Annotated in this window: 24 protein-coding genes and 1 pseudogene; 13 read left to right on the top strand and 12 right to left on the bottom strand. The window is 67.3% G+C overall.

Annotated elements, in window-relative coordinates:
• Positions 1–12 precede the first annotated feature (12 nt).
• The 4 genes from ABH933_RS14815 to ABH933_RS14800 form a co-directional block, all read right to left on the bottom strand.
• The gene (locus ABH933_RS14815; RefSeq protein WP_429422624.1) at positions 13–624 is read right to left on the bottom strand and encodes a hypothetical protein; all 612 of its coding nucleotides are present in this window, start codon (positions 622–624) and stop codon (positions 13–15) included.
• Positions 621–917: a hypothetical protein gene (locus ABH933_RS14810; RefSeq protein ID WP_429422626.1), complete on the bottom strand. Its 297-nt coding sequence runs from the start codon at positions 915–917 to the stop codon at positions 621–623. Before ABH933_RS14810 ends, ABH933_RS14815 begins: the two co-directional genes overlap by 4 nt.
• Positions 918–1167: 250 nt before the next feature.
• Complete coding sequence (locus tag ABH933_RS14805; RefSeq protein WP_429422628.1) at positions 1168–1464, bottom strand: hypothetical protein; 297 nt, start codon at positions 1462–1464, stop codon at positions 1168–1170.
• The gene (locus ABH933_RS14800) at positions 1461–1817 is read right to left on the bottom strand and encodes a hypothetical protein (protein ID WP_429422630.1); all 357 of its coding nucleotides are present in this window, start codon (positions 1815–1817) and stop codon (positions 1461–1463) included. Before ABH933_RS14800 ends, ABH933_RS14805 begins: the two co-directional genes overlap by 4 nt.
• A gap of 177 nt (positions 1818–1994) precedes the next feature.
• Here ABH933_RS14800 and ABH933_RS14795 point away from each other — a divergent pair, with 177 nt between their 5' ends.
• The 5 genes from ABH933_RS14795 (at position 1995) to ABH933_RS14775 (ending at position 4531) form a co-directional block, all read left to right on the top strand.
• The gene (locus ABH933_RS14795; protein WP_429422632.1) at positions 1995–2282 is read left to right on the top strand and encodes a hypothetical protein; all 288 of its coding nucleotides are present in this window, start codon (positions 1995–1997) and stop codon (positions 2280–2282) included.
• Positions 2282–2830 carry a DUF6879 family protein gene (locus ABH933_RS14790; RefSeq protein WP_429422634.1) on the top strand — a complete coding sequence of 183 codons (549 nt, stop codon included), beginning with the start codon at positions 2282–2284 and terminating at the stop codon, positions 2828–2830. Before ABH933_RS14795 ends, ABH933_RS14790 begins: the two co-directional genes overlap by 1 nt.
• A complete protein-coding gene (locus ABH933_RS14785; protein WP_429422636.1) occupies positions 2827–3675 on the top strand; it encodes a helix-turn-helix domain-containing protein in 849 nt (282 codons plus the stop codon). Before ABH933_RS14790 ends, ABH933_RS14785 begins: the two co-directional genes overlap by 4 nt.
• Positions 3676–3868: 193 nt before the next feature.
• Positions 3869–4144 carry a hypothetical protein gene (locus tag ABH933_RS14780; protein ID WP_429422638.1) on the top strand — a complete coding sequence of 92 codons (276 nt, stop codon included), beginning with the start codon at positions 3869–3871 and terminating at the stop codon, positions 4142–4144.
• Positions 4145–4204: 60 nt separating this feature from the next.
• Positions 4205–4531 carry a hypothetical protein gene (locus ABH933_RS14775; protein ID WP_429422640.1) on the top strand — a complete coding sequence of 109 codons (327 nt, stop codon included), beginning with the start codon at positions 4205–4207 and terminating at the stop codon, positions 4529–4531.
• A gap of 269 nt (positions 4532–4800) precedes the next feature.
• On the opposite strand, the gene ABH933_RS14770 is transcribed toward ABH933_RS14775, so the two are convergent.
• From ABH933_RS14770 to ABH933_RS14760, 3 genes are all read right to left on the bottom strand, one after another.
• Positions 4801–5373 (bottom strand): hypothetical protein, encoded by a 573-nt coding sequence (locus ABH933_RS14770; RefSeq protein ID WP_429422642.1) that lies wholly within the window; start codon positions 5371–5373, stop codon positions 4801–4803.
• Between the two features lie 230 nt (positions 5374–5603).
• Positions 5604–5786 (bottom strand): hypothetical protein, encoded by a 183-nt coding sequence (locus ABH933_RS14765; protein WP_429422644.1) that lies wholly within the window; start codon positions 5784–5786, stop codon positions 5604–5606.
• A gap of 64 nt (positions 5787–5850) precedes the next feature.
• Entirely contained in the window at positions 5851–6693 is an 843-nt protein-coding gene (locus ABH933_RS14760; protein WP_429422646.1) for an alpha/beta fold hydrolase, read from the bottom strand.
• A gap of 284 nt (positions 6694–6977) precedes the next feature.
• Here ABH933_RS14760 and ABH933_RS14755 point away from each other — a divergent pair, with 284 nt between their 5' ends.
• The gene (locus ABH933_RS14755) at positions 6978–7916 is read left to right on the top strand and encodes an SDR family NAD(P)-dependent oxidoreductase (protein WP_429455034.1); all 939 of its coding nucleotides are present in this window, start codon (positions 6978–6980) and stop codon (positions 7914–7916) included.
• A gap of 66 nt (positions 7917–7982) precedes the next feature.
• On the opposite strand, the gene ABH933_RS14750 is transcribed toward ABH933_RS14755, so the two are convergent.
• Complete coding sequence (locus ABH933_RS14750; RefSeq protein WP_429422650.1) at positions 7983–8381, bottom strand: hypothetical protein; 399 nt, start codon at positions 8379–8381, stop codon at positions 7983–7985.
• 478 nt (positions 8382–8859) lie between these two features.
• Between ABH933_RS14750 and ABH933_RS14745 the strand changes: the two genes are divergently transcribed.
• Entirely contained in the window at positions 8860–9654 is a 795-nt protein-coding gene (locus tag ABH933_RS14745; protein WP_429422652.1) for a hypothetical protein, read from the top strand.
• A gap of 280 nt (positions 9655–9934) precedes the next feature.
• Here ABH933_RS14745 and ABH933_RS14740 read toward each other — a convergent pair whose 3' ends face one another.
• On the bottom strand, positions 9935–10636 hold the full coding sequence (locus ABH933_RS14740) for a hypothetical protein (protein WP_429422653.1): 702 nt from the start codon (positions 10634–10636) through the stop codon (positions 9935–9937).
• Positions 10637–10646: 10 nt separating this feature from the next.
• Entirely contained in the window at positions 10647–11336 is a 690-nt protein-coding gene (locus tag ABH933_RS14735; RefSeq protein ID WP_429422655.1) for a hypothetical protein, read from the bottom strand.
• Between the two features lie 149 nt (positions 11337–11485).
• Here ABH933_RS14735 and ABH933_RS14730 point away from each other — a divergent pair.
• Positions 11486–11674, top strand: a pseudogene (locus tag ABH933_RS14730) (CorA family divalent cation transporter); the annotation flags it as partial.
• Positions 11675–11791: 117 nt separating this feature from the next.
• Here ABH933_RS14730 and secA read toward each other — a convergent pair.
• Positions 11792–14635, bottom strand: coding sequence for a preprotein translocase subunit SecA (gene secA, locus ABH933_RS14725; protein WP_429422657.1), 2844 nt, complete (start codon positions 14633–14635; stop codon positions 11792–11794).
• Between the two features lie 96 nt (positions 14636–14731).
• Positions 14732–15046 (bottom strand): Rv3235 family protein, encoded by a 315-nt coding sequence (locus tag ABH933_RS14720; RefSeq protein ID WP_429422659.1) that lies wholly within the window; start codon positions 15044–15046, stop codon positions 14732–14734.
• Positions 15047–15524: 478 nt separating this feature from the next.
• Between ABH933_RS14720 and ABH933_RS14715 the strand changes: the two genes are divergently transcribed.
• The 5 genes from ABH933_RS14715 (at position 15525) to ABH933_RS14695 (ending at position 21690) form a co-directional block, all read left to right on the top strand.
• The gene (locus ABH933_RS14715; protein WP_429422661.1) at positions 15525–16946 is read left to right on the top strand and encodes a WS/DGAT/MGAT family O-acyltransferase; all 1422 of its coding nucleotides are present in this window, start codon (positions 15525–15527) and stop codon (positions 16944–16946) included.
• Entirely contained in the window at positions 16930–17514 is a 585-nt protein-coding gene (locus ABH933_RS14710; protein WP_429422663.1) for a DUF6912 family protein, read from the top strand. Before ABH933_RS14715 ends, ABH933_RS14710 begins: the two co-directional genes overlap by 17 nt.
• Positions 17515–17641: 127 nt before the next feature.
• Entirely contained in the window at positions 17642–18790 is a 1149-nt protein-coding gene (locus ABH933_RS14705; RefSeq protein WP_429423189.1) for a ferredoxin reductase, read from the top strand.
• 106 nt (positions 18791–18896) lie between these two features.
• The gene (locus tag ABH933_RS14700) at positions 18897–20339 is read left to right on the top strand and encodes a fatty acid desaturase family protein (protein WP_429422665.1); all 1443 of its coding nucleotides are present in this window, start codon (positions 18897–18899) and stop codon (positions 20337–20339) included.
• 97 nt (positions 20340–20436) lie between these two features.
• The gene (locus ABH933_RS14695; protein WP_429422667.1) at positions 20437–21690 is read left to right on the top strand and encodes a fatty acid desaturase family protein; all 1254 of its coding nucleotides are present in this window, start codon (positions 20437–20439) and stop codon (positions 21688–21690) included.
• Positions 21691–21913: the final 223 nt, after the last annotated feature.

The following is a 21913-nucleotide window of genomic DNA, read 5'->3' as shown; positions in this document are numbered from 1 at the left end:
AACCCAATCAGCTCAGCCCTCACCACGCACTACGCCATATCCGTTGGATTTTCGGCGATTACTACCGGAACCCGAACCGCCCTGAGAAGTTGTTCCCGTCCTTTCCGGTGACTTGGCAAAGGCAGGGATCCGGTTCTGCTGCCGAAGACGGTACGCATGTTGTCGACAGGCATTGGTGCAGTACATGCGGGGCCAGCCCCGTTTCCACACCTCACCGTCCAGGCTGTACCGAGCACCACACAAGACGCAGTCACGCCCTACTGCTGTGATCTGGCTGGCGCGGCCGCCGGTCAGTGTCTCGGTGAGATCGCAGTCGTCGAGGTAGGCCTTCAAGACCTCCATTTGCTCGTCGAGCCGATCGAACGAGCGTTGGTAGTAGCTGGAGCGCAGTCTGCTCAGAGCCGAGTCCCACCGCTTCTTCACCGTCTGGACCGGAACGCCCAGTAAGACTGACGCTTCCCTCGCGCCCAGGGGTGCCATACCGAGCGTGAGAACGGTGTGGGCTTCCTCGACAGGAAGACGCTGCAGCGCGTCTCGCACTGTCACATTGAAGTGCTCGCGGACAACGTTTTTCGTGGCCTGCAGCTCCACCGGGTCACGGTGGACGTGGCGCCGCTTTGTCATGCTCGCTCCTGGGTCTGGTCATCGTGCCGCCGCTGCTGCTCGGTTGCGCCGGTCGCCGGGATGCCCCGGCTCGCATCCGCGCGCTTGGTCGATCTCGAACGTGGAAGCCTGCGGAAGCCGAGTGCGGCCGCGAACGCGGCGAAGATCTTCGGTACATCGTCTCGCTTGGCCCTGCACAGGGCAACGACGGCTACGACCGTGAACGCGCCGAAGAAGTACAGCGGCCAAGCAGCTTCCGGCGCAATAGGTCCGGCCGCGAGAGCCTCGATCGGGAACAAGGAACCTCCAGACATGAAAAAAGCCCCCGGGCATAAAGCGCCGAGGGCTGGACGGGGAGTGACAGGGCAACAAAAAAGGCCCCAGTCGTTCAGACTGAGGCCCGAAGGGCATGAAATGCCCTGTCCCCCTATAGGATATCAGCGCTCCCACACGGCTCAAAATCGACCCCTCGGCGAGAAACCACCAGGTCAGCGGCGCGAAGAAGTAGCACACTGTGTCCCACCGGATTTCGTAACGCTCTCGGCGCCGCGCCAGGCGGTCTCGTCATTTACGGGCAGCCTGGGATGAGCCAAGCCGCTTGCGGGTCTCCTCTTCGACCGCGGCGTCGTCAGCCGCGAACTCCTGGCTCAGCCGGGCGACCAGGCGCTGCTCCAGGTCGTTGAGGCCCGCGGCGGCATGCACACGGCCGGGGTTCGCGCCGAACATCAGGGCCTCGGCGGCAAGCATGTGGATATGCGCGCGCTCAGCCTTGCGTGCCACGGCCGCGGCCACTTCCCCCATCAGCCGCTCTGCATCCGCCGCGCTTGCGGCGGGCCCGCGTGGGTCACCGGCGTTGCTCACGACCGGGCCGCCTGCTGCGTTGGCATTCTGCAGTCCGGGATCCCCGCTGCGCGGCGCGCGGCGTCTTTGGTGGCGGCGAATTCGAGACGCAAGTGCTCCCACAGCGTGGTCTCGTACTGCGGCAGCAGTTCGGTGGCCTCGGCCAGCGTCGGATACTCGGGACCGAATGCGACATGCCCGGTCCTGCAGCTGGGCATCGGGATATCGGGCCACCGGTACGCCGGTGTGCTGCTGGTGAAGTCGCTGACGAACAGCACACGCGGCACCTGGTCGCCGCCGATTTCCCATGTGGCGCACATGTTTCCGAGGTCGGTGCGCCACACCGACCTGTCGCCGTGTTCGAATACGCGCATCGTAGTGACTCCTGCCCACTGGATCCGGCGCGCCTGGGGGCGCGTGTGGGACGCTACGAGCCGACCGGCCCGGGACCTATCCTCTTTGCCAGCCTTTGCCAAAAGGTTCGACACCGCGCCGTGGTGAGCGTGACTATTGCCGGGTACCTTCTCCCTCAGATGGCAAAGGACGCACCCATGTCGACATTGCGCTTGCTTGGCTCCGGCTCTGACCACGGCACCTGCCCAGCCGTGTATGCCAACCCCGCGGGCGGGCTGGTTGTGCAGGGTGATGCCCTGCCCGATCGTCCTGGCGCGGTGCGGGTCCCGCACCAGTTGCTGGACTGGCTCGAGGCGGGAATGGCGCTGCCGGTGGAGGCCACGGGCACACCCGGCATGCTGCTGGTGCCCGGCACCCCGGCCACCCCGGAGCAGCTGGCCGAGCTGACCCTGGCCCCGGACGAAACCGCGGTGGCGGTGCCCTGATGCTCCACACCACCGGCGACGACGTCTTCCCGCCGCTGTTCCGCGCCGCGAGGGCGCGGGCGTTCCACCTCGAGGTGCGCGACTCCTACGCGGTGGCTGATGAGCGGGAAGCGTTGGCACGGTGGGCCGCCGGCGAAGAGTACGAGCCCGCCGAGCAGCCTGACTCGTGGCGGGCCTGGGACGACCTCATGACCGAGACCGCCTCCCGCGGCGTGAAGTTGGAGCGGTTGCGGGTGGTCACGGTGCCGCACTCGGATTACACGCGCTGGTTGCTGTCCCGCACCGAGATCCGGGTGCAGGTCGGCGAGCAGGTGCGGTGGCTGCCCCGGCACCTCACCGGGGCAGCCAGCGTGCCGCAGGACGATTTCTGGTTGTTCGACGACGACACCGTCGCCTGGACCACCTTCGCCGACACGGGCGAGTTCATGGGACTGTCGATCAGCACCGATCCAGGCTTGGTCGGCTACTGCGTCCGGGCCCGGGACGGATTGTGGCCCATGGGCATCGACCATGCCCGGTATGTGGTCAGCGAGTACGCCACCGCGTGAGCACCGATCCCCGACAAGCCCGCGCCGCCCTTGGTGCCCGCCTGCGCGAGCTGCGCGTCGGCGCGAGGCTGTCCGGGCTCGACCTTGCCGATCGGTGTGGCTGGCATTCCTCGAAGGTCTCCCGCCTCGAGAGCGGGGACCGCGGGCCGTCGGAGGGCGACCTGTACGCCTGGTGCGAGCACACCGGCCGCCTGGACCTCCTCGATGATCTGATCGCGACCGTCCGCAACGTGCGTGCTGCCTACCTGGAGTGGCAGCGTGTGGTCGCTGCCGGGCACGCCCACCGCCAGCACCAGAGCCTCGATCTCGAGGCCCGCACCCGGCATATCCGCTGGTACTCCCCGGACGTGATCCCGGGCCTGCTGCAGACCGAGGACTATGCGCGCGCGGTGCTGACCGCGTGCATCGAGATCACCGCCGGCCGTGACGATCTCGATGCTGCGGTGTCCGCGCGGATGGCCCGCCAGCACGTGCTGCGGCACGGCGCCCGCCGCATCCACATGCTCATCGGCGAACCCGCCCTGTACCGCACCGCGGGCAACGACGAGACCATGGTCGGGCAGCTCCAGCGCCTGCTGGACGAACTCGACAACCCGCGGCTGCTGATCGGCATCATCCCGCTGTGGGCCCACTACCGGTGCCCCACCACCAGCAACTTCGTCATCTACGACCGCGAGCTCGTCCTCACCGAGACGATCTCCGCCGAACTGACCATCACCCGGCCCTCGGAGATCGCCCTGCACGAACGCACTTTCGGCCTACTCGCCGAGCAGGCGGCCACCGGCCCCGCGGCCGCCGAGCTCATCACCGCCGCCGCGCGCCGGCGCCGCGACCGGACGTGCTGACCGCGGCATGCGTGAGACTACGCCAGCGCCCCGACACGACCGCCTTTGTCGCGCCCGTCCCCTTGGACGTAAACACGCGCACGTGCAACCCGCACACGCCGAAAAAGACCGTCCGGACTGGAGTAGCGGGCGTCTGCGGGCGGCCCCTCGGATCAGCCGGTTTTGTCGTACTCGACCCGTATCGTCCGGGGGCATGACCGATATCGCCCCGTTGGCTGCGTCCGTGCGGGCGCGGTTCGGTGATCCCGGCGTCCATGCGGTCGTGCGAGCCGGGCGCACCGTGCACGCGGTAGCGCTGGGCCAGTGGGTCGGCGACGAGCAAGCACCAGAACTTCTGTGCCACACCGGCGTTGCCGGGTGGAGCCCCGACGCTCTCGCCCCTACATGGGAACCAATCACCTGCGGACGGTGCCTGCGCCGTCTCGGCGGCCCCAGCACGAACATTCTGCAGCTGCCACTGTTCGACTGAGGTCGACCAGCGAACCGAACCCAACCCTTCGCTAGAACATGTGTTCGATATCCTGTTCGCATGTCCGAGGATCGACCCCGGCCCGACCCGATCCGCTACACCGCGGCCGGGCGGATCGTGCCCGCCGGCGAGCTGGTGCAGCTGCCGGACGGTCGGTGGGTCGAGCCGACGCCGATCCGGTGCCCGGCCGGGCACTCCTTGATCGGGCCGGGCCGGGCGCGGGTCAGCTGGCAGCCGTGCGCGACCGCAACCCGATCCGGGCATCGCACGCATCGATGCCGAACCTGCGACGCAGTGGTGTTCACACCACCCCTGGATCCGGGGTGCCCGTGTCAGGACGACCGGTACCGGCCCAGCCCACAGGGCGCGGGATCAGACCGCGGGTAGGTCACCTGCGGCCGCGGTAGGTGCGGGCGGCATCGGCGGCCATCGGCGAAACTCCTGAAATCGAGCCGAGACAGGGTGGTATGAATTCACCGCCAGTATCACTCCACCTACCGCCAACAATGCACTACATCACCACCCAAAACCCGCCACCAGCACACCAACACCCTCTTGGGCGGCAGCAGGTTCCCGCGGGACGTGGCACAGTCAGGTCTAATCAGGCCTGTCGTTTCTGGCGGCGCAACCCACCCTGCGGTAACTCTTCAGATAGGTCAGGAAATCGGGTTGCTGCTCGCCAGTGAACATTCGTCCGAATTGTCCGGCATGCGGGCACGCAGTGTGCTGACGGAGTTCTCAGTTGCGTTGTGCAAGTAGGCGACTCCATGCACCGCCTCCGGTCTGTCGTGTAGCACCTCGACGTACTGAGTCAGAAAGCCGCAGTAGGCGCTCACCTGATCAATCGGATGCAGCTGCTCGTCCGGGACGCTGGACGCCCGAACGATGCGATCGCTGTTATGTGCGAGTTCCGCCCGGCTCCATTGCTTCAATTCGACGACGACGTAGTTGTCCTCGCCAGTCTGCGGGTGAACACCACTGAGGATCACGTCGGCCCTGCGGCTCGATTCCGGCAGCTGATACTCGATGAGCATCTCCACGTGCCCGAGCCCCACTGCCCTCAGGTCATGCGCGACCCGCGGCAGGCTCACATTCCACGACCGCTCCTCAGAGGATGGTCGCTGCCGACGGGTACGACCCAGGTGCTCGGCAATCATCGCCGACAGCTGTTGCTCAACAGAAAGGTTCAGCACCTCTTGTACGGACGATCGATACACCTGACTCGACACAGCAATACCCCCGGTAGCACGAATTCTCGTGCGGGGGGGCATATCCACGTTCACGGAAGCCCGTCGGGCCGCAACCTGACGACGAGATACTAACGTACCGAAGGGATGTGGACCCTGAGCCCCGCCGGGTCTTCTTACCCGGAAGTCGGTTGGGTACCGACTGTGCCTCGACAATGACGGAGTCGCCGGCCCCGTTGTGCCTTCAGGCAGCGTTCGATCTCGAGCAAACCCTAACGGGGCCACCAGTCGTCGCCGAACTGTTCGATGTTGCGGTCGACCAGTGCGTTCATCCACGACACCATGGTCTGAACCTCGTACAGTCTGCGATTGCGCCGATAGTGGTCGGCGGCAGCGTCTTTCGCCCCGGAGGAGACCTCATGGGCATCTTTTGCGAGGCCGGGGCGCTCGTGCACGAGGTCTGCGGACGACGATGGTGTGCATGATCGGGAAGATCCGGTTCGCCGGTGCCAGCCGCGGTCACGGCCGAACGTGCCTGCGCAGGAAGGCGGTCAGCGGCTGGAGGACTGCCTGCGGATCATCGATGAACGGCCAATGCCCCAGCCCCTCGAGGATGTGGATCTCGGCTTCGGGGAAGTAGTTCCGCTGCTGTTGCGCGAACCGGACGGGGATATAGGGGTCGCCGTCGCCCCAGATCACGCAGGTCGGCAGCGAATTCGCCACGGCGCCTGGGTTTTCTGGGAAGGCGCTGGCAGGGTTGCGCGAGTTGCGGTAGAGCCGTAGCACCGCGCGCTTGTGTCCCCAGTCCGCGTAGCCGCCGACACGGTCGGCATAGTCCCGGGGCAGCGGTACCGGATTATCGCGATTCAGCGCGATGTGCGTGGCGCGGGGCGTGCTCATCAGCTGGAACAGCTCGCCGGCTATCGGCGTCTGCCAGATCCTGGCGTACCGGTGCCAGCTGTAGCCCTCGAGCACACCGGTATTGATGAGCGTGAGGCTGGCCAGCCGCTCCGGATGATCCAGCGCCCACCGCAGTCCCCACGCCCCGCCGAAGTCGTGCAACACCAGATGCGCACGCTCGACACCGAGCCGGTCGAGCAGCAGCCCGAGGAATCGCGCATGCCCGATAACGCTGTGATCGAACGATCGCGGCCGCGCCGCTCGCCCGAAACCCGGCATGTCCATGGCGATCACGCGCGCGAACCCCGCGACGGCCGGCGCCAGCTCGGCCCAGTCGTCCATCGGCCCCGGGTTACCGTGCACGAAGACGACGGCCTCTCCGCGATCGGCTGGGCCACTGTCGTATACGGCGCAGCGCACACCATCAACGTGGTAGTCGGTGGTCGCCAGATCCTTGCTCACGCCGAGAACGCTACGGACGAACACCGCGGCGCGCGACCTGCCACGAGCGGATCCTGCTCTCCGACCACGGGATGATGTCGGCTTTTCGTGAGCACGCCGGCGGTGTGGCCCTGCCGATCAGGGCTGCACACACGATTTCGACAATTCCCAGCCGTGTCGCGACCGGCTGAATACGTCTGGACCACCGAGCCGGCTCCACCCGTGAACGGGAGGCGCCCGAACCCGCTGAGCTACGCCAGCGGGGTGTGAGCGCGGTGCAAGCGCGGGAGATGAGACTCGACGGCATGACATGGCATATCGGAGGCCGAGCCGAGGGGAAGACGATCCTGGTTACCGGCGCCAGTGCGGGCATCGGGTATTTCGTCGCCGAGCAGCTCGCGGCGGGCGGGGCGACCGTGGTGCTGGGCTGCCGCGACGCCGGCAGGGCCGAACTCGCGGTGCGGACCATCCGCAGACGGGTTCCGGACGCTCGATTGCGTTGGGTGCATCTGGATCTGGCGGATCTGTCCTCGCTGCCCGCGACGGTGGCCGCCCTCGGTGTCGAGAGCCTGGACGCGGTCGTGCTCAACGCCGGGGTGATGCTGTCGGGTCCGGATCGCCGGGTCACCGCACGAGGCCACGAATTGATGTTCGCGACAAATCATCTCGGGCACTTCGCGCTGACCGCCCACCTCGAGCCCCTGCTGACCGCCACCGCGAACAGCCGGGTGATTACCGTGGGCAGCTTCGCCGCGCGGTCGGAGCGGCTCGAACTCGCCGATCTGCAATCGGAGCACGACTATCGTGCCAAGCGCAGCTACGGCCGATCGAAGCTGGCTCAGATGCTGTTCGGTTTCGAACTCGATCGACGGCTGCGCGCCCGCGGCGCCGCCACCGCCAGCATCGTCGCCCACCCCGGCGGCGCCCTGGATTCGCTGACTCCGTCGCGGCCACCACTATTCGTCCGCACCACGTCCCAGCGCCTGCGCGGGCTGCCCGCGGGTGTTGTGGTGCACGGCAAGGACGCGGGGGCCCGATGCGTCGTCCGGGCCACTGTCGACACCGAGATAGTCAGCGGGCAACTATGGGGCCCAAGGATTTTCGGTCTTCGTGGTGAGGCCCACGGAGAAACACCCCGCACACACATGACCGACCCCGAGGCGGCCGCCGGATTATGGTCCGCCAGTGTGGCACTCACCGGTCTCGATCCGTTCCCGCTGCCCCCAAAGGAGTCTCGGCTTTGACCGGCGAGACGTCCTTATCGTCCACGCCGACAACCCCGCCCGGCATCGGAGCCGCCGCCGGAAACGCTATCGCACCACGCAGGCGCTGCCGAGATTCTGGCCGGTGCCGACCTCGACCGTGACCGTCCTGGACACGTCGGCGCCCATGTAGATGTATCGAGCCTCGAGGGTGTGCTGACCGGTCGTGGCCGGAGTCCACGTCCAGGTGATCGAGGTGCCCGACACCACCGGGCTCGGGCCGCCGCGCGGCTCCCATCCGTTGTCCAGGAGGATCACGTGGGCAGGATCTTGCTGAACCGTGGCCGAGACCTGGTACGAGCAACCGGTGCCGTAGCCGTTGCCGAGACCGGGAGCGATAGTGAGGTTGGTGATCGTGTTGGCCGCGGCCTGCGGGGCTGCCAATACCAGTCCCGCCGCGACCGCGGCGAATACGGCGATCGGTCCGGTTCTACGAAGGGTGTCCACCGTGTCTCCTGAGGGAATTCGGGCCGTCGCGGAGTGCGCGGCCGATACCGCGTCGATGTGCGGAACCGGCTAAGTCTTTCCGTATGGATATGTTGCCGTCAAGTCGGCGGCCACCCGCTCCTGAGCACCTCACCGGCGCGGCGTTCGAGCAGGTCGAATCCGGATCCGCGCCATGACGAACAGGCATGGCCGCGGCGACCCTTGCCTCGAGTACACGGGCGAGACGATGGGCATCAGGCTCGATCGAATCACGGTGCGGCCGAGTCGACATCGCGAGCGAGCCGGGCCGATCGCAGTGGCGCGCGAGCAGGTATCGGCGTGTGGTACACCCAGGAGGGACGACGCACTATGGTTACCGATCGTGAGCATGCGGTATCAGCCGGAGAAACCACCCCAGTGGCAGACTGTGGGCGGTCGATATTCACCGTCCTACCCGCCTGCCCCCGGACCTGTTGCTACACAACAGGTTCCGTCGACATTGGCGAACACCACCCTCGGCCCGTTCCTGCAGGCGCGGCGCCGTCAGCCGTACCCGGAACCGAAGAAGGGGCCCATCCTCGTTGCGCTGGGCGCAGTCCTGGTGATCACTCTGCTCGCGATCACGATAGGGACTGTCCAGCACCACAACTCGAAGCACCATGGCAGGGCAACCGCGACTTCGGCGTCCCGAGTGGCCGACACCGTCGGGTCGATCACCGTGCCCGCGGTGACACCCGGGTGGCAGGGAGTTCTCTCGCGCGAGCAACAGGTCGCCTACGACGTACCACCCGGCTGGACGGTCCAGACTCCGGGCACATTCTCCGGATACCAGGACGCCAGCGGCAAACTCACCACCACCATGCACGCGGTCACGATCTACAAGCAGCACGTCTGCCCGCAGAACCAGGGCATCGATCGCGGCATGGTCGGATTCATGCCGATCGGCCCGTCGGACCCACGGCAGGCGGCCGTGGAGGACGGCAAGCTGTGGGCGCAGAACGCCGCCGTCGACAGCTCGGATTCGGTCAGCGGGCCGGCGAGCGCGGTGAAGGTCATCGCCTCACCGGCGCATAGTGTTTCGCTCGACCGCGGCGCGATCAAGGCCTGGCAGGCGGTGACCTCCGCGCCGGTCCATCCGGGCGCCTGCCTGCCGCCCCGGGTCCAGGTGACGACGGTCGCCTTCGCCAACCGCGGCAACACCGTGCTGTTCGTCGCGGTCATGGACGAAGGCGTCGCCGATGCCGCCCCCGCCGGTGACATCACCGCGATCATCGCCAGCCTGCGCCCCCGGTGATCGCAGGCGGCCGACCACCGACCGCGACCTGTCGCGAGTCACCATGAGCCCCTATACCATTCATACTGAGCCATGAATGATGCCTCGGGTGCCCTCTATGCGTGACGCCATCGACGATGTCACGTTCGCGCCGTAGCGTCCCCGCGACGACTGTCGCACAGCGCAACTGGGCGCGCTGCGGTGCCCTCGATGTGTGACGCCGTCGACGAAGTCGCGTTCGCGCCGTGACCTCTCCGCGACGACTGTCGCACAGCGCAATTGGGCGCACCGTGCTTCGGCGTCAGTTCGAACCCCCCTGCGAGCCGCTGGGCAGATTCGGAATCTGGACGTGGTCGTCGGGAGTTCCACCGCCGTTCGTACCGAAGCCGCCGGGGGTGGCGTACCTGCTCTGCCCGGGCGGGGAGGCCACCGTGGACAGGTAATTCCATGCGCTGTACACCCCGGCCGCGAGTCCGAGACCGATCGTGCCGAGTACCGCGCCGGCGCCCGCCCCCACCGGGAGCAGCGGCAGGCATGCCACTGTGAGCACCAGGCAGGATGCTCCGGCGACCGCCAAACCCACGACGGCTCCCCCCACCGCGCCGGCCGTCACCGCGGTCGCCAGGACACCCGTGCTGTCGTTGGCGGCGAGCTGGTCTTCGAGCGGCGAGGCCACCGAATGCAGTGGGACGTCCGGTATGAGCCGCAGGGTGTGCCCGTCGCCGGCGATCTGCTGCGCGATGGCGCGCGGCTGTCCGTCGAGGGTGTATTCGAGGGGCAAAGTGGTTACCACCGTTGCGGTGTCGTCGCGGACCTGCACCGAGCGCCGATCCGCGGCAACGGCGAACCGACCGTGGTCGAGGGTCGCGACGACGACGCCATGTTCGAGCCGGAATCGTAGTAACGGTGAACCGCCGGGGGTCGCGTCGGCGGTGGCAGCCGTCGCGGCGAGCAGGGTTCCGGCGACAAGTGTCGCGGCGAATGCGTGAACGGGTGATTTCATGGCCGCCCGCTCACCGAGAAGGCACGGATTGCGGTGCCAGGGCGGGGATTTGGCTGGCGTACTTGCTTTGTCCCGGCGGCGCCAGCATGGTCTGGACATAGTTCGCCGCTCCGACCAGGACACCCGGCGCACCGCCGGCCGCAAGCCCGAGCACGCCGCCCACGCCGCCGGCCAGGGCGACGATCGGCAGCACGGCGAGCACACACGCGACGGAGATCACCAGGCAGGTCGCGCCCGCCACGAGCACGCCGACGCCCGTACCGATCAGCGCCCCGATCGCGGTGCCGGCGATGGCGCCCGCGGACATACCGAAGTTCACCGAATTGATCAGATCGTTCATGGCGAGCTGGTCTTCCAGCGGCGAGGCAACGGGTTTCAGCGCGACGACCGGCGCGGTGATTCGCAGCGAGCGACCGCCGTCGGAAATCTGCTGGCCCACCGCATGGATAACGCCGCCGATATCGAGATCCAGTGGAACGGTGGCGATATCGTTCCCGGCATAGTCGCGGACGACGAGGTTGCGGTCGACGAGCGCGAAGCGGCCGTTGTCGATGGTGCCGGTCAGGGTGTGCGCGTTGCGGTCGATCACATAGTGCAGGACCGGCGATGCGGGCTCGGGGGCGGCGTGGGCGGTGGTGGCCGTCGCAGTGGCCACGCAGGCGGCCAGGGCAGCGGTGAGCGCGGCTGATCGCAGAGACATGAAAGCCCTCATCTTCCATCGAGATTGATGAGCGCGCGCTTGCGAGGATCGTACCCGCCACTACATGGTCACGTGACCAATATCGACACGCGATTCGATCACGGGGATCGGTTTTCGCATGCCGGAAACGCGGCCCGTTAACATCCAGAGATATGTGCAAGATCTCCGCCTGGGCGGCGATCTCGGCCGTGCCGACCATGATCGCCGGAATCTACGGCATGAACTTCGAGAACATGCCCGAACTCCGCTGGGCCTGGGGATATCCGGTGGTGCTCGTCATCATCCTGACCATCTGCACCGGACTGTTCATCACCTTCCGCCGCAACGACTGGCTGTGACGTCGGACCCGGCACATGAAGAACTCGCCCAATGGTCCCGTGCGCACGCGCTGGCGATGACGAAGGCGCCCATGGAAACCCATGGGCGCCCTCATCATTCGTGTACTGCTACCGAAATTACCGGCGGCGCTTGGCCTTCGGCGCGCGCTCGCCGCGACTCTCGTGACGGGCGGCCTCGCGGCGCTCGCGGCGGGTCAGGCCGGAGTCGTCGTGCTCGCCGTACTCCTGGGCGTCGGTGCGGCGGGCGGCGCGGCCGCCCTCGTCGGGACCCGAGTAGACCATGCCGCCGGGGCCCGCGCTGTCGATTCCCTTGGCGCGCAACGCCGCCGGGGCACCATTGCCGGTGGGCCGCGGCTGCGGTGCGCCGGGGACGGGGGCGTCGACCATCCGGCCCACCGGGGAACGCAGGCCCTGATCGATGGCCACCCCCTCGGGCTGCGGGGCCTGGACCTCGACCTGCAGGTTGAACAGGAAGCCGGCCGACTCCTCCTTCAGGCCCTCGAGCATCGCGGCGAACATGTCGAAGCCCTCGCGCTGGTACTCTACCAGCGGGTCGCGCTGGGCCATCGCACGCAGGCCGATGCCCTCCTTGAGATAGTCCATCTCGTAGAGGTGCTCGCGCCACTTACGGTCCAGCACGCTCAGCAGCACCTGGTGCTCCAGGTTGCGCATGCTGCCCTCGCCCGCGAGATCGTCGATCTCCTTCTCGCGGCGCGCATACGCATCGTGCGCGTCGTCGAGCACCGCGTCGAGCAGCTCCTCGCGGGTCAGCTCGCCGATCTCGTCGTGCTCGTTCTCGCCGGTCAGATCCTTGTAGTCGATGCCGACCGGGTACAGCGTCTTCAGCGCGGTCCACAGCTTCTCGAGATCCCAGTCCTCGACGTAGCCGTCGGCGGTGGCGCCGTTGACGTAGGCGGTGATCACGTCGGTGATCATCTCCTGAACCTGACCCTCCATGTCCTCACCGGACAGGATGCGCTGGCGCTCGGCGTAGATGACCGTGCGCTGCTGGTTCATCACTTCGTCGTACTTCAGGACGTTCTTGCGGATCTCGAAGTTCTGCTGCTCGACCTGGGTCTGCGCGCTCTTGATCGCGCGGGAGACCATCTTCGCCTCGATCGGCACGTCGTCGGGCAGGTTGAGCCGGGTCATGATCGACTCCAGCGCCGCGCCATTGAACCGGCGCATCAGCTCGTCGCCCAGCGACAGGTAGAACCGCGACTCGCCCGGATCTCCCTGACGACCGGAGCGGCCGCGCAGCTGGTTGTCGATGCGACGCGATTCGTGCCGCTCGGTGCCCAGCACGTACAGCCCGCCCGCGTCGCGCACGGCGTCGGCGTCCTCGTCCGCCTCGTACTTGACCTGCTCGAGGGTGCCGTGCCAGGCCGCCTCGTACTGCTCCGGGGTCTCCACCGGATCCAGCCCCTGCCGGCGCAGCACCAGGTCGGCCAGGATGTCCGGGTTGCCGCCGAGCACGATGTCGGTACCACGACCGGCCATGTTCGTCGCGACGGTGACCGCGCCCGGGCGGCCCGCCTCGGCGACGATCTGCGCCTCCTGCTCGTGGAACTTGGCGTTGAGCACGTTGTGCGGAATGCCGCGCTTGGTCAGCAGCTTGGACAGGTACTCCGACCGCTCGACCGAGGTGGTGCCGATCAGCACCGGCTGGCCCTGCTCGTGCCGCTCGGTGATGTCGTCGGCGACCGCGGCGAACTTGGCCTCCTCGGTCTTGTAGATCAGATCCGGCTGGTCCTTGCGGACCATCGGCCTGTTGGTCGGGATCGGCACCACGCCCAGGGTGTAGGTCTGGTGCAGCTCGGCCGCCTCGGTCTCGGCGGTACCGGTCATGCCGCCGAGCTTGTCGTAGAGGCGGAAGTAGTTCTGCAGCGTGATCGTGGCCAGCGTCTGGTTCTCGGGCTGGATCTCCACGCCCTCCTTGGCCTCGATGGCCTGGTGCATGCCCTCGTTGTAGCGGCGCCCCACCAGGATTCGGCCGGTGAACTCGTCGACGATGATGACCTCGCCGTCGCGGACGATGTAGTCCTTGTCGCGCTCGTACAGCTCCTTGGCCTTGACCGCGTTGTTCAGGTAGCTGACCAGCGGCGAGTTCGCGGCCTCGTAGAGGTTGTCGATGCCCAGCTGATCTTCGACGAATTCGACGCCGGCCTCGTGCACGCCGATGGTGCGCTTCTTGATGTCGACCTCGTAGTGCAGGTCCTTCTTCAGCAGCGGCGCGATGCGCGCGAACTCCGCGTACCACTTGGAGGAGGCATCGGCCGGGCCCGAGATGATCAGCGGGGTGCGGGCCTCGTCGATGAGGATCGAGTCGACCTCGTCGACGATGGCGAAGTTGTGCCCGCGCTGCACCAGATCGTCCAGCGTGTGCGTCATGTTGTCGCGCAGGTAGTCGAAGCCGAACTCGTTGTTGGTGCCGTAGGTGATGTCGGCGTGGTAGGCCTCGCGGCGCTCCTGCGGGGTCATGCCGGACAGGATGACGCCCACCTCGAGCCCGAGGAACCGGTGCACGCGGCCCATCCACTCGGCATCGCGCTTGGCCAGGTAGTCGTTGACGGTGACGACGTGGACACCGTCGCCGGACAGCGCGTTGAGGTAGGCGGGCAACACACAGGTCAGGGTCTTGCCCTCACCGGTCTTCATCTCCGAGACGTTGCCGATGTGCAGCGCCGCGCCGCCCATCACCTGGACCTTGTAGTGCTTCTGGTTCAGCACGCGCCACGACGCCTCGCGCGCCACCGCGAACGCCTCGAGCAGCAGCTCGTCCAGCGTCTCGCCCTCGGCGTAGCGCTCCCTGAACTCGTCGGTCTTGGCCTGCAGCTCCGCGTCGGACAGCGCCTCGAACTCTTCCTCCAGAGCCAGGACCTCGTCCGCCAGCCTCGCGAGCCGCTTGACGGTGCGACCCTCACCAAAACGTAGCAACCTCGTCAGTGTCAGCGCAGGCACGGGTCTCGTCAGTCCTCTGGTCGGTGGTCGTCTTGCGGTGCTTACCTCAGCAAGGTTCATGGTAATGCGGTCACCATGCTAGAGGGGTGGGCAGCTTCATCGCAGGCGCAGGGCGGTCAGCCTCCACTCGCCGCGCCGCGCCGCGATGCGCGCGGCGACCGCGAAACGACGCCCGCCCCGCTCGTATCCGCCGAACACCTCCGCCGCCCCGGCCCCGGCGGGCACGGTGTTCACCGCGACCAGCACCGCCGTGCCCAGCCTGCGGTCGGCCTCGCCGGTGCGGGCCAGGGTCTCCACCGCCGCCACGATCGCCGGATCGGCAAGCCGACGTAACTGCGCGGCGCCGCGCCGCCCGTCCACCACCTCCAGCACCAGCCGCAGCGACCGTTCAGCGAATCGTTTTGCCGCCAAGTCAGTTTCATCCGCAGCGGCGTACGATGTAGAGCGTCCGTCGTGCGGCGACCGACGCCGCGTAGGATGACGCGGGGCCTGGGGGCCGGCACCATCGCTTTCCGCGGCCACGTCGGCGAACCGAGACACAAACTGGTGAGGGCACGGCAGCGCGGCCTGGCTCGCCGGGGGTGGCGCGGCCCGGTGCGCCGGATCGCCCGACCGCACCCGATCACCCGGGCCGCCCGTGAGCGGCGGTTCGAAGCCTGGTACATGTGACAGCGACCGGCGAGATCCCAGCATCCAAGTCCCCCTTCGTCATCGAGTCGGCTCTAAGGATGCGGGCCCAACTCCCCCTGCCCCATCCGCAGCTCGGCACAGCATGCCACGCGACCCGTCGCCGGGTCGGCATTTTTCACGACATGTCACGCACCCGGCGCCGAACGGGTGTGAGCAGATCACAATGGAGCGCGAGGAGTCGAAAGGGGCAACAGGCAGCGTGATCACGAGGCTGACACCACAGGACACGGCGTACTACCGGCTCGAGTCGAGCAGCAATCCGATGCACATCGGCTCCCTGGCGATCGTGCGCGACTCGGCGGCCGCGTCCGGGCCGCTGAACTACGACCGGCTCGTGGAGCTGGTGCACAGCCGCCTGCCGCTGGTGCCGCACTATCGGCGCAAGGTGCGCGAGGTCCCGTTTGAACTGGGCCGTCCGGTGTGGATCCAGGACGGCCATTTCGACCTCACCTATCACGTGCGACGCTCGGCGCTGCCCGCCCCCGGCACGGACGAGCAGCTGTTCGATCTGGTCGCGCGGCTGGCCTCACGCCCCCTCGATCAGACCCGCCCGCTGTGGGAGATGTATCTGATCGAGGGCCTGTCCGACGGCCGCCGGGCGATCTTCACCAAGACCCATTCGGCGCTGGTCGACGGGGCCGCCGCCCTGGAGATCGGGCACGTGATCCTGGACACCGGCCCGACGCCGCGGGAGATCGCGCCCGACGCCTGGGTGCCCAGGCGCGAACCCACCGACGCCGAGCTGCTGGCCATGGCGGTGGCCGATCTGGCCGGCCAGCCCGCCGAGGCGCTGGAGGTGCTGCGGCACACCGGCGCCCGCGCCTTCACCATGGCCGACGCCGCGGGCAAGATGGCCGGGCGCATGCTCGCCGCCGTCCGCACGACCACCGCGCCCGACAGCCCGTTCAACGCCCCCACCTCCCGCAGCCGCCGCTTCGACGTGGCCGCGACGAACCTCGAGGACTACCGCAAGATCCACAAGCGGTTCGACTGCTCGATCAACGACGTCATCCTCGCGGTCATGACCGGCGCGCTACGCATCTTCATCCAGTCGCGCGGGGAGGTGCTGACCGAATCGGCGGTGCTGCGCGCGGTGGTGCCGATGTCGGTCTACCTGAACGATTCGAAGGCCTCCTACGACGAGCACGACCCGCACAGCCCCGACAGCGAGGTGACCTCGTTCCTGATCGATCTGCCGATCGGCGAGCCGAATCCGGTGATGCGCCTGTCGCATATCGCGCACGCCACCGACGACAATTCCCGGCACCGGCGCGGTGTGCGGGCGGGCACGCTGATGCACATGGCGGGCTTCGCCCCGGCGAGTCTGCATGCGATGAGCGTGCGGGCGGCGAGTACGTTCGCAGAGCACACGTTCAATCTGGTGATCACCAATGCGCCGGGTCCGCAGCAGCCGATGTACATCGGCGGCGCGCGGATGCTGGAGATGTATCCGGTGTCGCCCCTGCTGCGCAACCAGGCTTCGAGCGTCGGAATCACGTCCTACGACGGGCGAGTGTTCTACGGTCTCAATGCCGATCGCGATGCGATGGCCGACATCGGCGTGCTGTCCGCGGCGGTGCACGAATCCATGGAGGAGATGCTCGGTGCCTGCATCCAATGAAGCGGCCGGTTCGGACAAGCTACGGGTCTACATCCCGGCGACCATCCCGATGCTGCGCACGCTGGTGGCCGATCGCGAGATCCGGGCGATCAACGACCTCGCCTTCGCCGTGACCCCCGCGCTGCGCGAGGCCTACGCCTCCGGTGACGACGAGGAATTGGCCGAGGTCGCGATGATCGAGGCGGCGCGGGCGGCGCTGCGGCTGCTGGCCAACGACCGCGAGGCGGCGTTCATGGCGGGCGGCGACGGCGAGACCGGCGACGACGGCCCCGACTCGAGCCCGGTCTACCGGCGGGCGGTGATCGCCGCCGACGTGACAGGCGCGACCCTGCGCCCGAACCTCGACGACGCCGTGGTGCGCCTGTCGGCCGCGGTCACCTACAAGCAGATCGCCTCGGTGCACGTCGACCTGGCCGAGGCCGAGCCCGCGGTGGCCAAGGCCGTCGACGTGGTCGATGCCGCCGACATCGGCGACGAGGACGCCGAATTCGTGCTCGGCGACGCCGAGGACCACCAGCTGGCCTGGTACGCCCCGCAGGAGCTCCCCTTCCTGCTGGAACTGCTGTAAAGGCTCACCACCAGGCACGACACTCACTGTGGAGTGCACCATGTACGCCCTAACCTACGATGCCGTAACCTTGCTGCGAAGGCTGCGCCCGGACGGCGCATGATCATAGGAAATGAGCATTCGCACGATGGTCTTGAAATCGGTACAAGGCGTTCGGGCATGGCTGGAGGCCCCGGTCGCCGAGGCGAAGATGGCCGGCCGCACCCGGCTCGACGCGCTGCGCGGCGCGGCCGCGCGCGTCACCACCCCCTTGCTCCCGGACGACTATCTGCATCTGGTCAATCCCCTGTGGTCCGCGCGCGAGCTGCGCGGGCGGATCGTGGATGTGCGCACGGAGACCGCCGATTCGGTCACGCTGGTGATCAAGCCCGGCTGGGGTTTCGACTTCCGGTTCACCCCGGGGCAGTACATCGGCATCGGGGTCCTGATCGAGGGCCGCTGGCACTGGCGCTCGTACTCGCTGACCAGCCCGCCGGACTGGACCGATCCGGACAATCGCGCCAAGCGGCTCATCTCCATCGCCGTCAAGGCGATGCCGGAGGGGTTCCTGTCCAGCCACCTTGTCAACGGCGTGCCCGCGGGCACGATCGTGCGCCTGGCCGCGCCGCAGGGCGGTTTCGTGCTGCCCGAGCCGCCGCCGGCCAAGGTGCTGTTCCTCACCGCGGGCAGCGGCATCACGCCGGTGATGGCGATGCTGCGGACGATGGATCGCCGCGGCATGGTGACCGACGTGGTGCACGTGCACTCCGCGCGCACCGAGGCGGACGTGATGTTCGGCGAGGAGCTGCGCGCCCTGCACGACCGGCACCCCAGCTTCACCTCGCACGTGAACCTGACCGGCGAGCGGGGCAAGTTCTCGCTGGCGAGCCTGGACGAGCTGTACCCCGACTGGCGCGAGCGCCAGACCTGGGCGTGCGGCCCGCTGGACATGCTCAACGACATCGAAACCCATTGGGCCGCAGCGGGTTCCAGTGAGAATCTGCACATCGAGCGGTTCGAGGTGGAGCGTTCGGCGGTCGGCGAGGGCGGCACCGTCACCTTCGCGCGCACCGGTCGCACCGTGCGGGTCGACGGCGCCACCACGCTGATGCAGGCCGGCGAGGACGCGGGCGTGCAGATGCCGTTCGGCTGCCGGATGGGCATCTGCCAGACCTGCGTGGTCGCCCTCACCGACGGCCACGCCCGCGATCTGCGCAACGGCACCGAGCACCAGGCCGGGGAAAAGATCCAGACCTGCATTTCGGCGGCTGCCGGTGACTGCACGCTCGACGTGTGAGACACGTCAAGACGTGGTCGGCACGTAAGCGACCGGACACCGGAACCGGCTACTCTCGATTAACAGCACCATTCCGAGGGGCGAAGCAAAGGCATCCGTAACCACTGTGGCAATCACCGACATCAAGGCGTTCTCCCACCTCACCGCGGCCGATATCGAAACGCTCGGACACGAGCTCGATACCATCCGGCGCACGGTCGAGCTGTCACTGGGCGAGAACGACGCGAAGTACATCCGGCGGTCCATCCGAGCTCAGCGCATTCTGGAGACCGCGGGCCGCGCCACCCTGTTCGCCGGTAAGCGGCGCACCGCGTGGCTGGCCGGAACGGCCATGCTGGCAGTTGCCAAGATCATCGAGAACATGGAGCTCGGGCACAACATCAGCCACGGGCAGTGGGACTGGATGAACGACCCGGAAATCCACTCCACCACCTGGGAGTGGGATATGACGGGCACCTCCGGGCAGTGGAAGCGAGCCCACAACTACTCCCACCACACCTACACCAACGTGCTGGGCAAGGATGAGGATCTGGGCTTCGGCATCCTGCGGATGACCCGGGACGAGCAGTGGCGGCCGGTGCATCTGATTCAGCCCCTGGCCAATCTCGTCCTCGCGGCGACCTTCGAATGGGGCATCGCCCTGCACGATCTGTCGGCGGAGAAGGCGCAGCTGGACGTGGACCCCACGCAGCTGCTGTCGGAGCCGAACAAGGCATTCTTCCGCAAGGCCGGGCGGCAGGTTGTCAAGGATTTCGTGATCTATCCGGCGCTCACCGGGCCGGCGTGGAAGCAGACGCTGAAGGCCAATGCCACGGCGAATCTGATCCGCAACCTGTGGGCCTACGCGGTGATCTTCTGCGGTCATTTCCCGGACGGCGCGGAGAAATTCACCGAGGAACAGTTCGAGACCGAGACCCGCGGCGAGTGGTATCTACGGCAAATGCTGGGCAGCGCCAATTTCACGGCGGGTCCGGTCATGGCCTTCATGAGCGGCAATCTCTGCTATCAGATCGAACATCACCTGTTCCCGGACATTCCGAGCAGCCGGTACCCAGAGATCTCGGAGCAGGTGCGCGAACTGTGCGACAAATACGATCTGCCCTACACCACCGGATCGCTGGGTAAGCAGTATCTGCTGGCCTTCCGGACCATCCACAAGCTGGCCCTGCCCGACCGGTTCCTGCGCCGCACCTCCGACGACGCGCCCGAGACCTCCTCCGAGCGCATGTTCGCCGGCCTGTCGCTGCCCGCGCTGCCGAGCACCGAGCACTGGGCGGAAACGCATTGGCCCGGCATCGATCCGGACACCGGCGAGCGGCGCGGCCTGCGCTCGGCCCTGGCCGAGGCCAAGGTGGCATTGCGGGAGAAGGCGCGGCACGAGAAGCTTGCCCTGCAGGAGAAGGCGCGCGCCGAGCAACAGGCTCTCATCGAGGCCACCCAGGCCCTTCAGGACCGGGCGCGCGAGGAGCAGCAGCTGCTGCGCCGCCGCGCGCTGCGGGAACGGGCGCTGTGGCGGATACGGCGGCGGCGGTCGCGCCGCGCCGACTAAGCACATATTGGCTACGATCACAATGCGGCGTACACCATAGTTGTGAACCGATCCCGAGATAACCTACGGAGCCGTAACCTACGGTAGTGTAACCGGCATGGCGATCTCGGATGTCAAGGAATACGCGCACCTCACCCCGGAGGACGTAGAGGCGATCGGTGCCGAGCTGGATTCGATCCGGCGTGAAATCGAAGCCTCCCGCGGTCAGCGCGATGCCCGGTACATCCGCAATGTGATCCGTCTGCAGCGCGCGCTGGAGATCAGCGGCCGCGCGGTCCTGTTCGCCAGCTTCCTGCCGCCCGCGTGGCTGGCCGGCGTCGCGCTGCTGAGCACGGCCAAGATCATCGAGAACATGGAGATCGGCCACAACGTCATGCACGGCCAGTGGGACTGGATGAACGATCCGGAAATCCACTCCTCGGCCTGGGAATGGGACAACGTCGGCCCCTCCGCGCACTGGAAGATCACCCATAACTTCCTGCACCACAAGTACACCAACGTGCTGGGCATGGACGACGACATCGGCTACGGCCTGCTGCGCGTCACCCGTGACCAGCGCTGGTCGCCGTTCTATCTCGGCCAGCCGGTCTACAACCTGCTGCTGCAGATGTTCTTCGAATACGGCGTCGCGATCCAGCACCTCGAGCTCGGCAAGGTTGCCAAGAAGAAGTGGGCGCCCGACAGCCCCGAGCGGATGCAGTTCGAGGAAGACCGCCGCATGGTCCTGAAGAAGGTCGGCAAGCAGGTCGCCAAGGACTACGTGATCTTCCCGCTGCTGACCGGACCGTCGTTCCTGACCACGCTGACCGCCAATCTGACGGCCAACATCATCCGCAATATCTGGACCAATGCGGTGATCTTCTGCGGCCACTTCCCCGACGGCGCCGAGAAATTCACCAAGGCCGATATCGACGGCGAAACCCAGGGCCAGTGGTATCTGCGCCAGATGCTCGGCAGCGCAAACATTTCCGGCGGACCGCTGCTGCACTTCATGACCGGCAATCTGTCGCACCAGATCGAGCACCACCTGTTCCCCGATCTGCCCAGCAACCGCCTGGCCTCCATCGCCGTGCGGGTGCGCGAACTGTGCGACAAGTACGACCTGCCCTACACCACCGGTTCGCTGCCGGTGCAGTACGGCAAGTCGTGGCGCACCATCATCAAGCTCTCGCTGCCCAACAAGTATCTGCGCCGCAGCACCGACGACGCCCCGGAGACCAAGTCCGAGCGCGTCTTCGGTGGCACCGCCGAGATCGATCCCAGCACCGGCCGCCGCCGCGGCCTGCGCACCGCCCTGAAGCAGGGCCGTCGCCGCATCGCCGAGGCGCGGCGCGCGGTGCCGATCGGCTAAGGGGCGCAACGGTATTCGGGCATGTCTCGGGCGCCCGAGCCCACTCCGCTCGATCGCGGCCACGAACATGCCTGCGGGGCGGGTCGGGTCGCCGCAATGCCCGTGCACCCCGTTCCCGATCGGGACGGGGTGCGCCTCACATGTCACGGTACGAGCGAAGTTCGAGGGTTCCTCGGCAGTGGAAAGCACCCCTCTGGTTGACTGGTGATGTTTTGCGGTTACC

The organism is Nocardia sp. GP40 (assembly GCF_050434125.1).
Taxonomy (GTDB): domain Bacteria; phylum Actinomycetota; class Actinomycetes; order Mycobacteriales; family Mycobacteriaceae; genus Nocardia; species Nocardia albiluteola.
Note: the sequence above shows the minus strand (reverse complement) of the source record. Positions and strands in the feature narration are given on the sequence as shown.

Excerpts from the sequence above, each read along its gene's own strand:
- ABH933_RS14815 (WP_429422624.1), bottom strand. The coding sequence starts at position 624 with ATGACAAAGCGGCGCCACGTCCACCGTGACCCGGTGGAGCTGCAGGCC.
- ABH933_RS14810 (WP_429422626.1), bottom strand. The coding sequence starts at position 917 with ATGTCTGGAGGTTCCTTGTTCCCGATCGAGGCTCTCGCGGCCGGACCT.
- ABH933_RS14800 (WP_429422630.1), bottom strand. The coding sequence starts at position 1,817 with ATGCGCGTATTCGAACACGGCGACAGGTCGGTGTGGCGCACCGACCTC.
- ABH933_RS14795 (WP_429422632.1), top strand. The coding sequence starts at position 1,995 with ATGTCGACATTGCGCTTGCTTGGCTCCGGCTCTGACCACGGCACCTGC.
- ABH933_RS14790 (WP_429422634.1), top strand. The coding sequence starts at position 2,282 with ATGCTCCACACCACCGGCGACGACGTCTTCCCGCCGCTGTTCCGCGCC.
- ABH933_RS14780 (WP_429422638.1), top strand. The coding sequence starts at position 3,869 with ATGACCGATATCGCCCCGTTGGCTGCGTCCGTGCGGGCGCGGTTCGGT.
- ABH933_RS14775 (WP_429422640.1), top strand. The coding sequence starts at position 4,205 with ATGTCCGAGGATCGACCCCGGCCCGACCCGATCCGCTACACCGCGGCC.
- ABH933_RS14755 (WP_429455034.1), top strand. The coding sequence starts at position 6,978 with ATGACATGGCATATCGGAGGCCGAGCCGAGGGGAAGACGATCCTGGTT.
- ABH933_RS14740 (WP_429422653.1), bottom strand. The coding sequence starts at position 10,636 with ATGAAATCACCCGTTCACGCATTCGCCGCGACACTTGTCGCCGGAACC.
- ABH933_RS14735 (WP_429422655.1), bottom strand. The coding sequence starts at position 11,336 with ATGTCTCTGCGATCAGCCGCGCTCACCGCTGCCCTGGCCGCCTGCGTG.
- ABH933_RS14705 (WP_429423189.1), top strand. The coding sequence starts at position 17,642 with ATGGTCTTGAAATCGGTACAAGGCGTTCGGGCATGGCTGGAGGCCCCG.
- ABH933_RS14695 (WP_429422667.1), top strand. The coding sequence starts at position 20,437 with ATGGCGATCTCGGATGTCAAGGAATACGCGCACCTCACCCCGGAGGAC.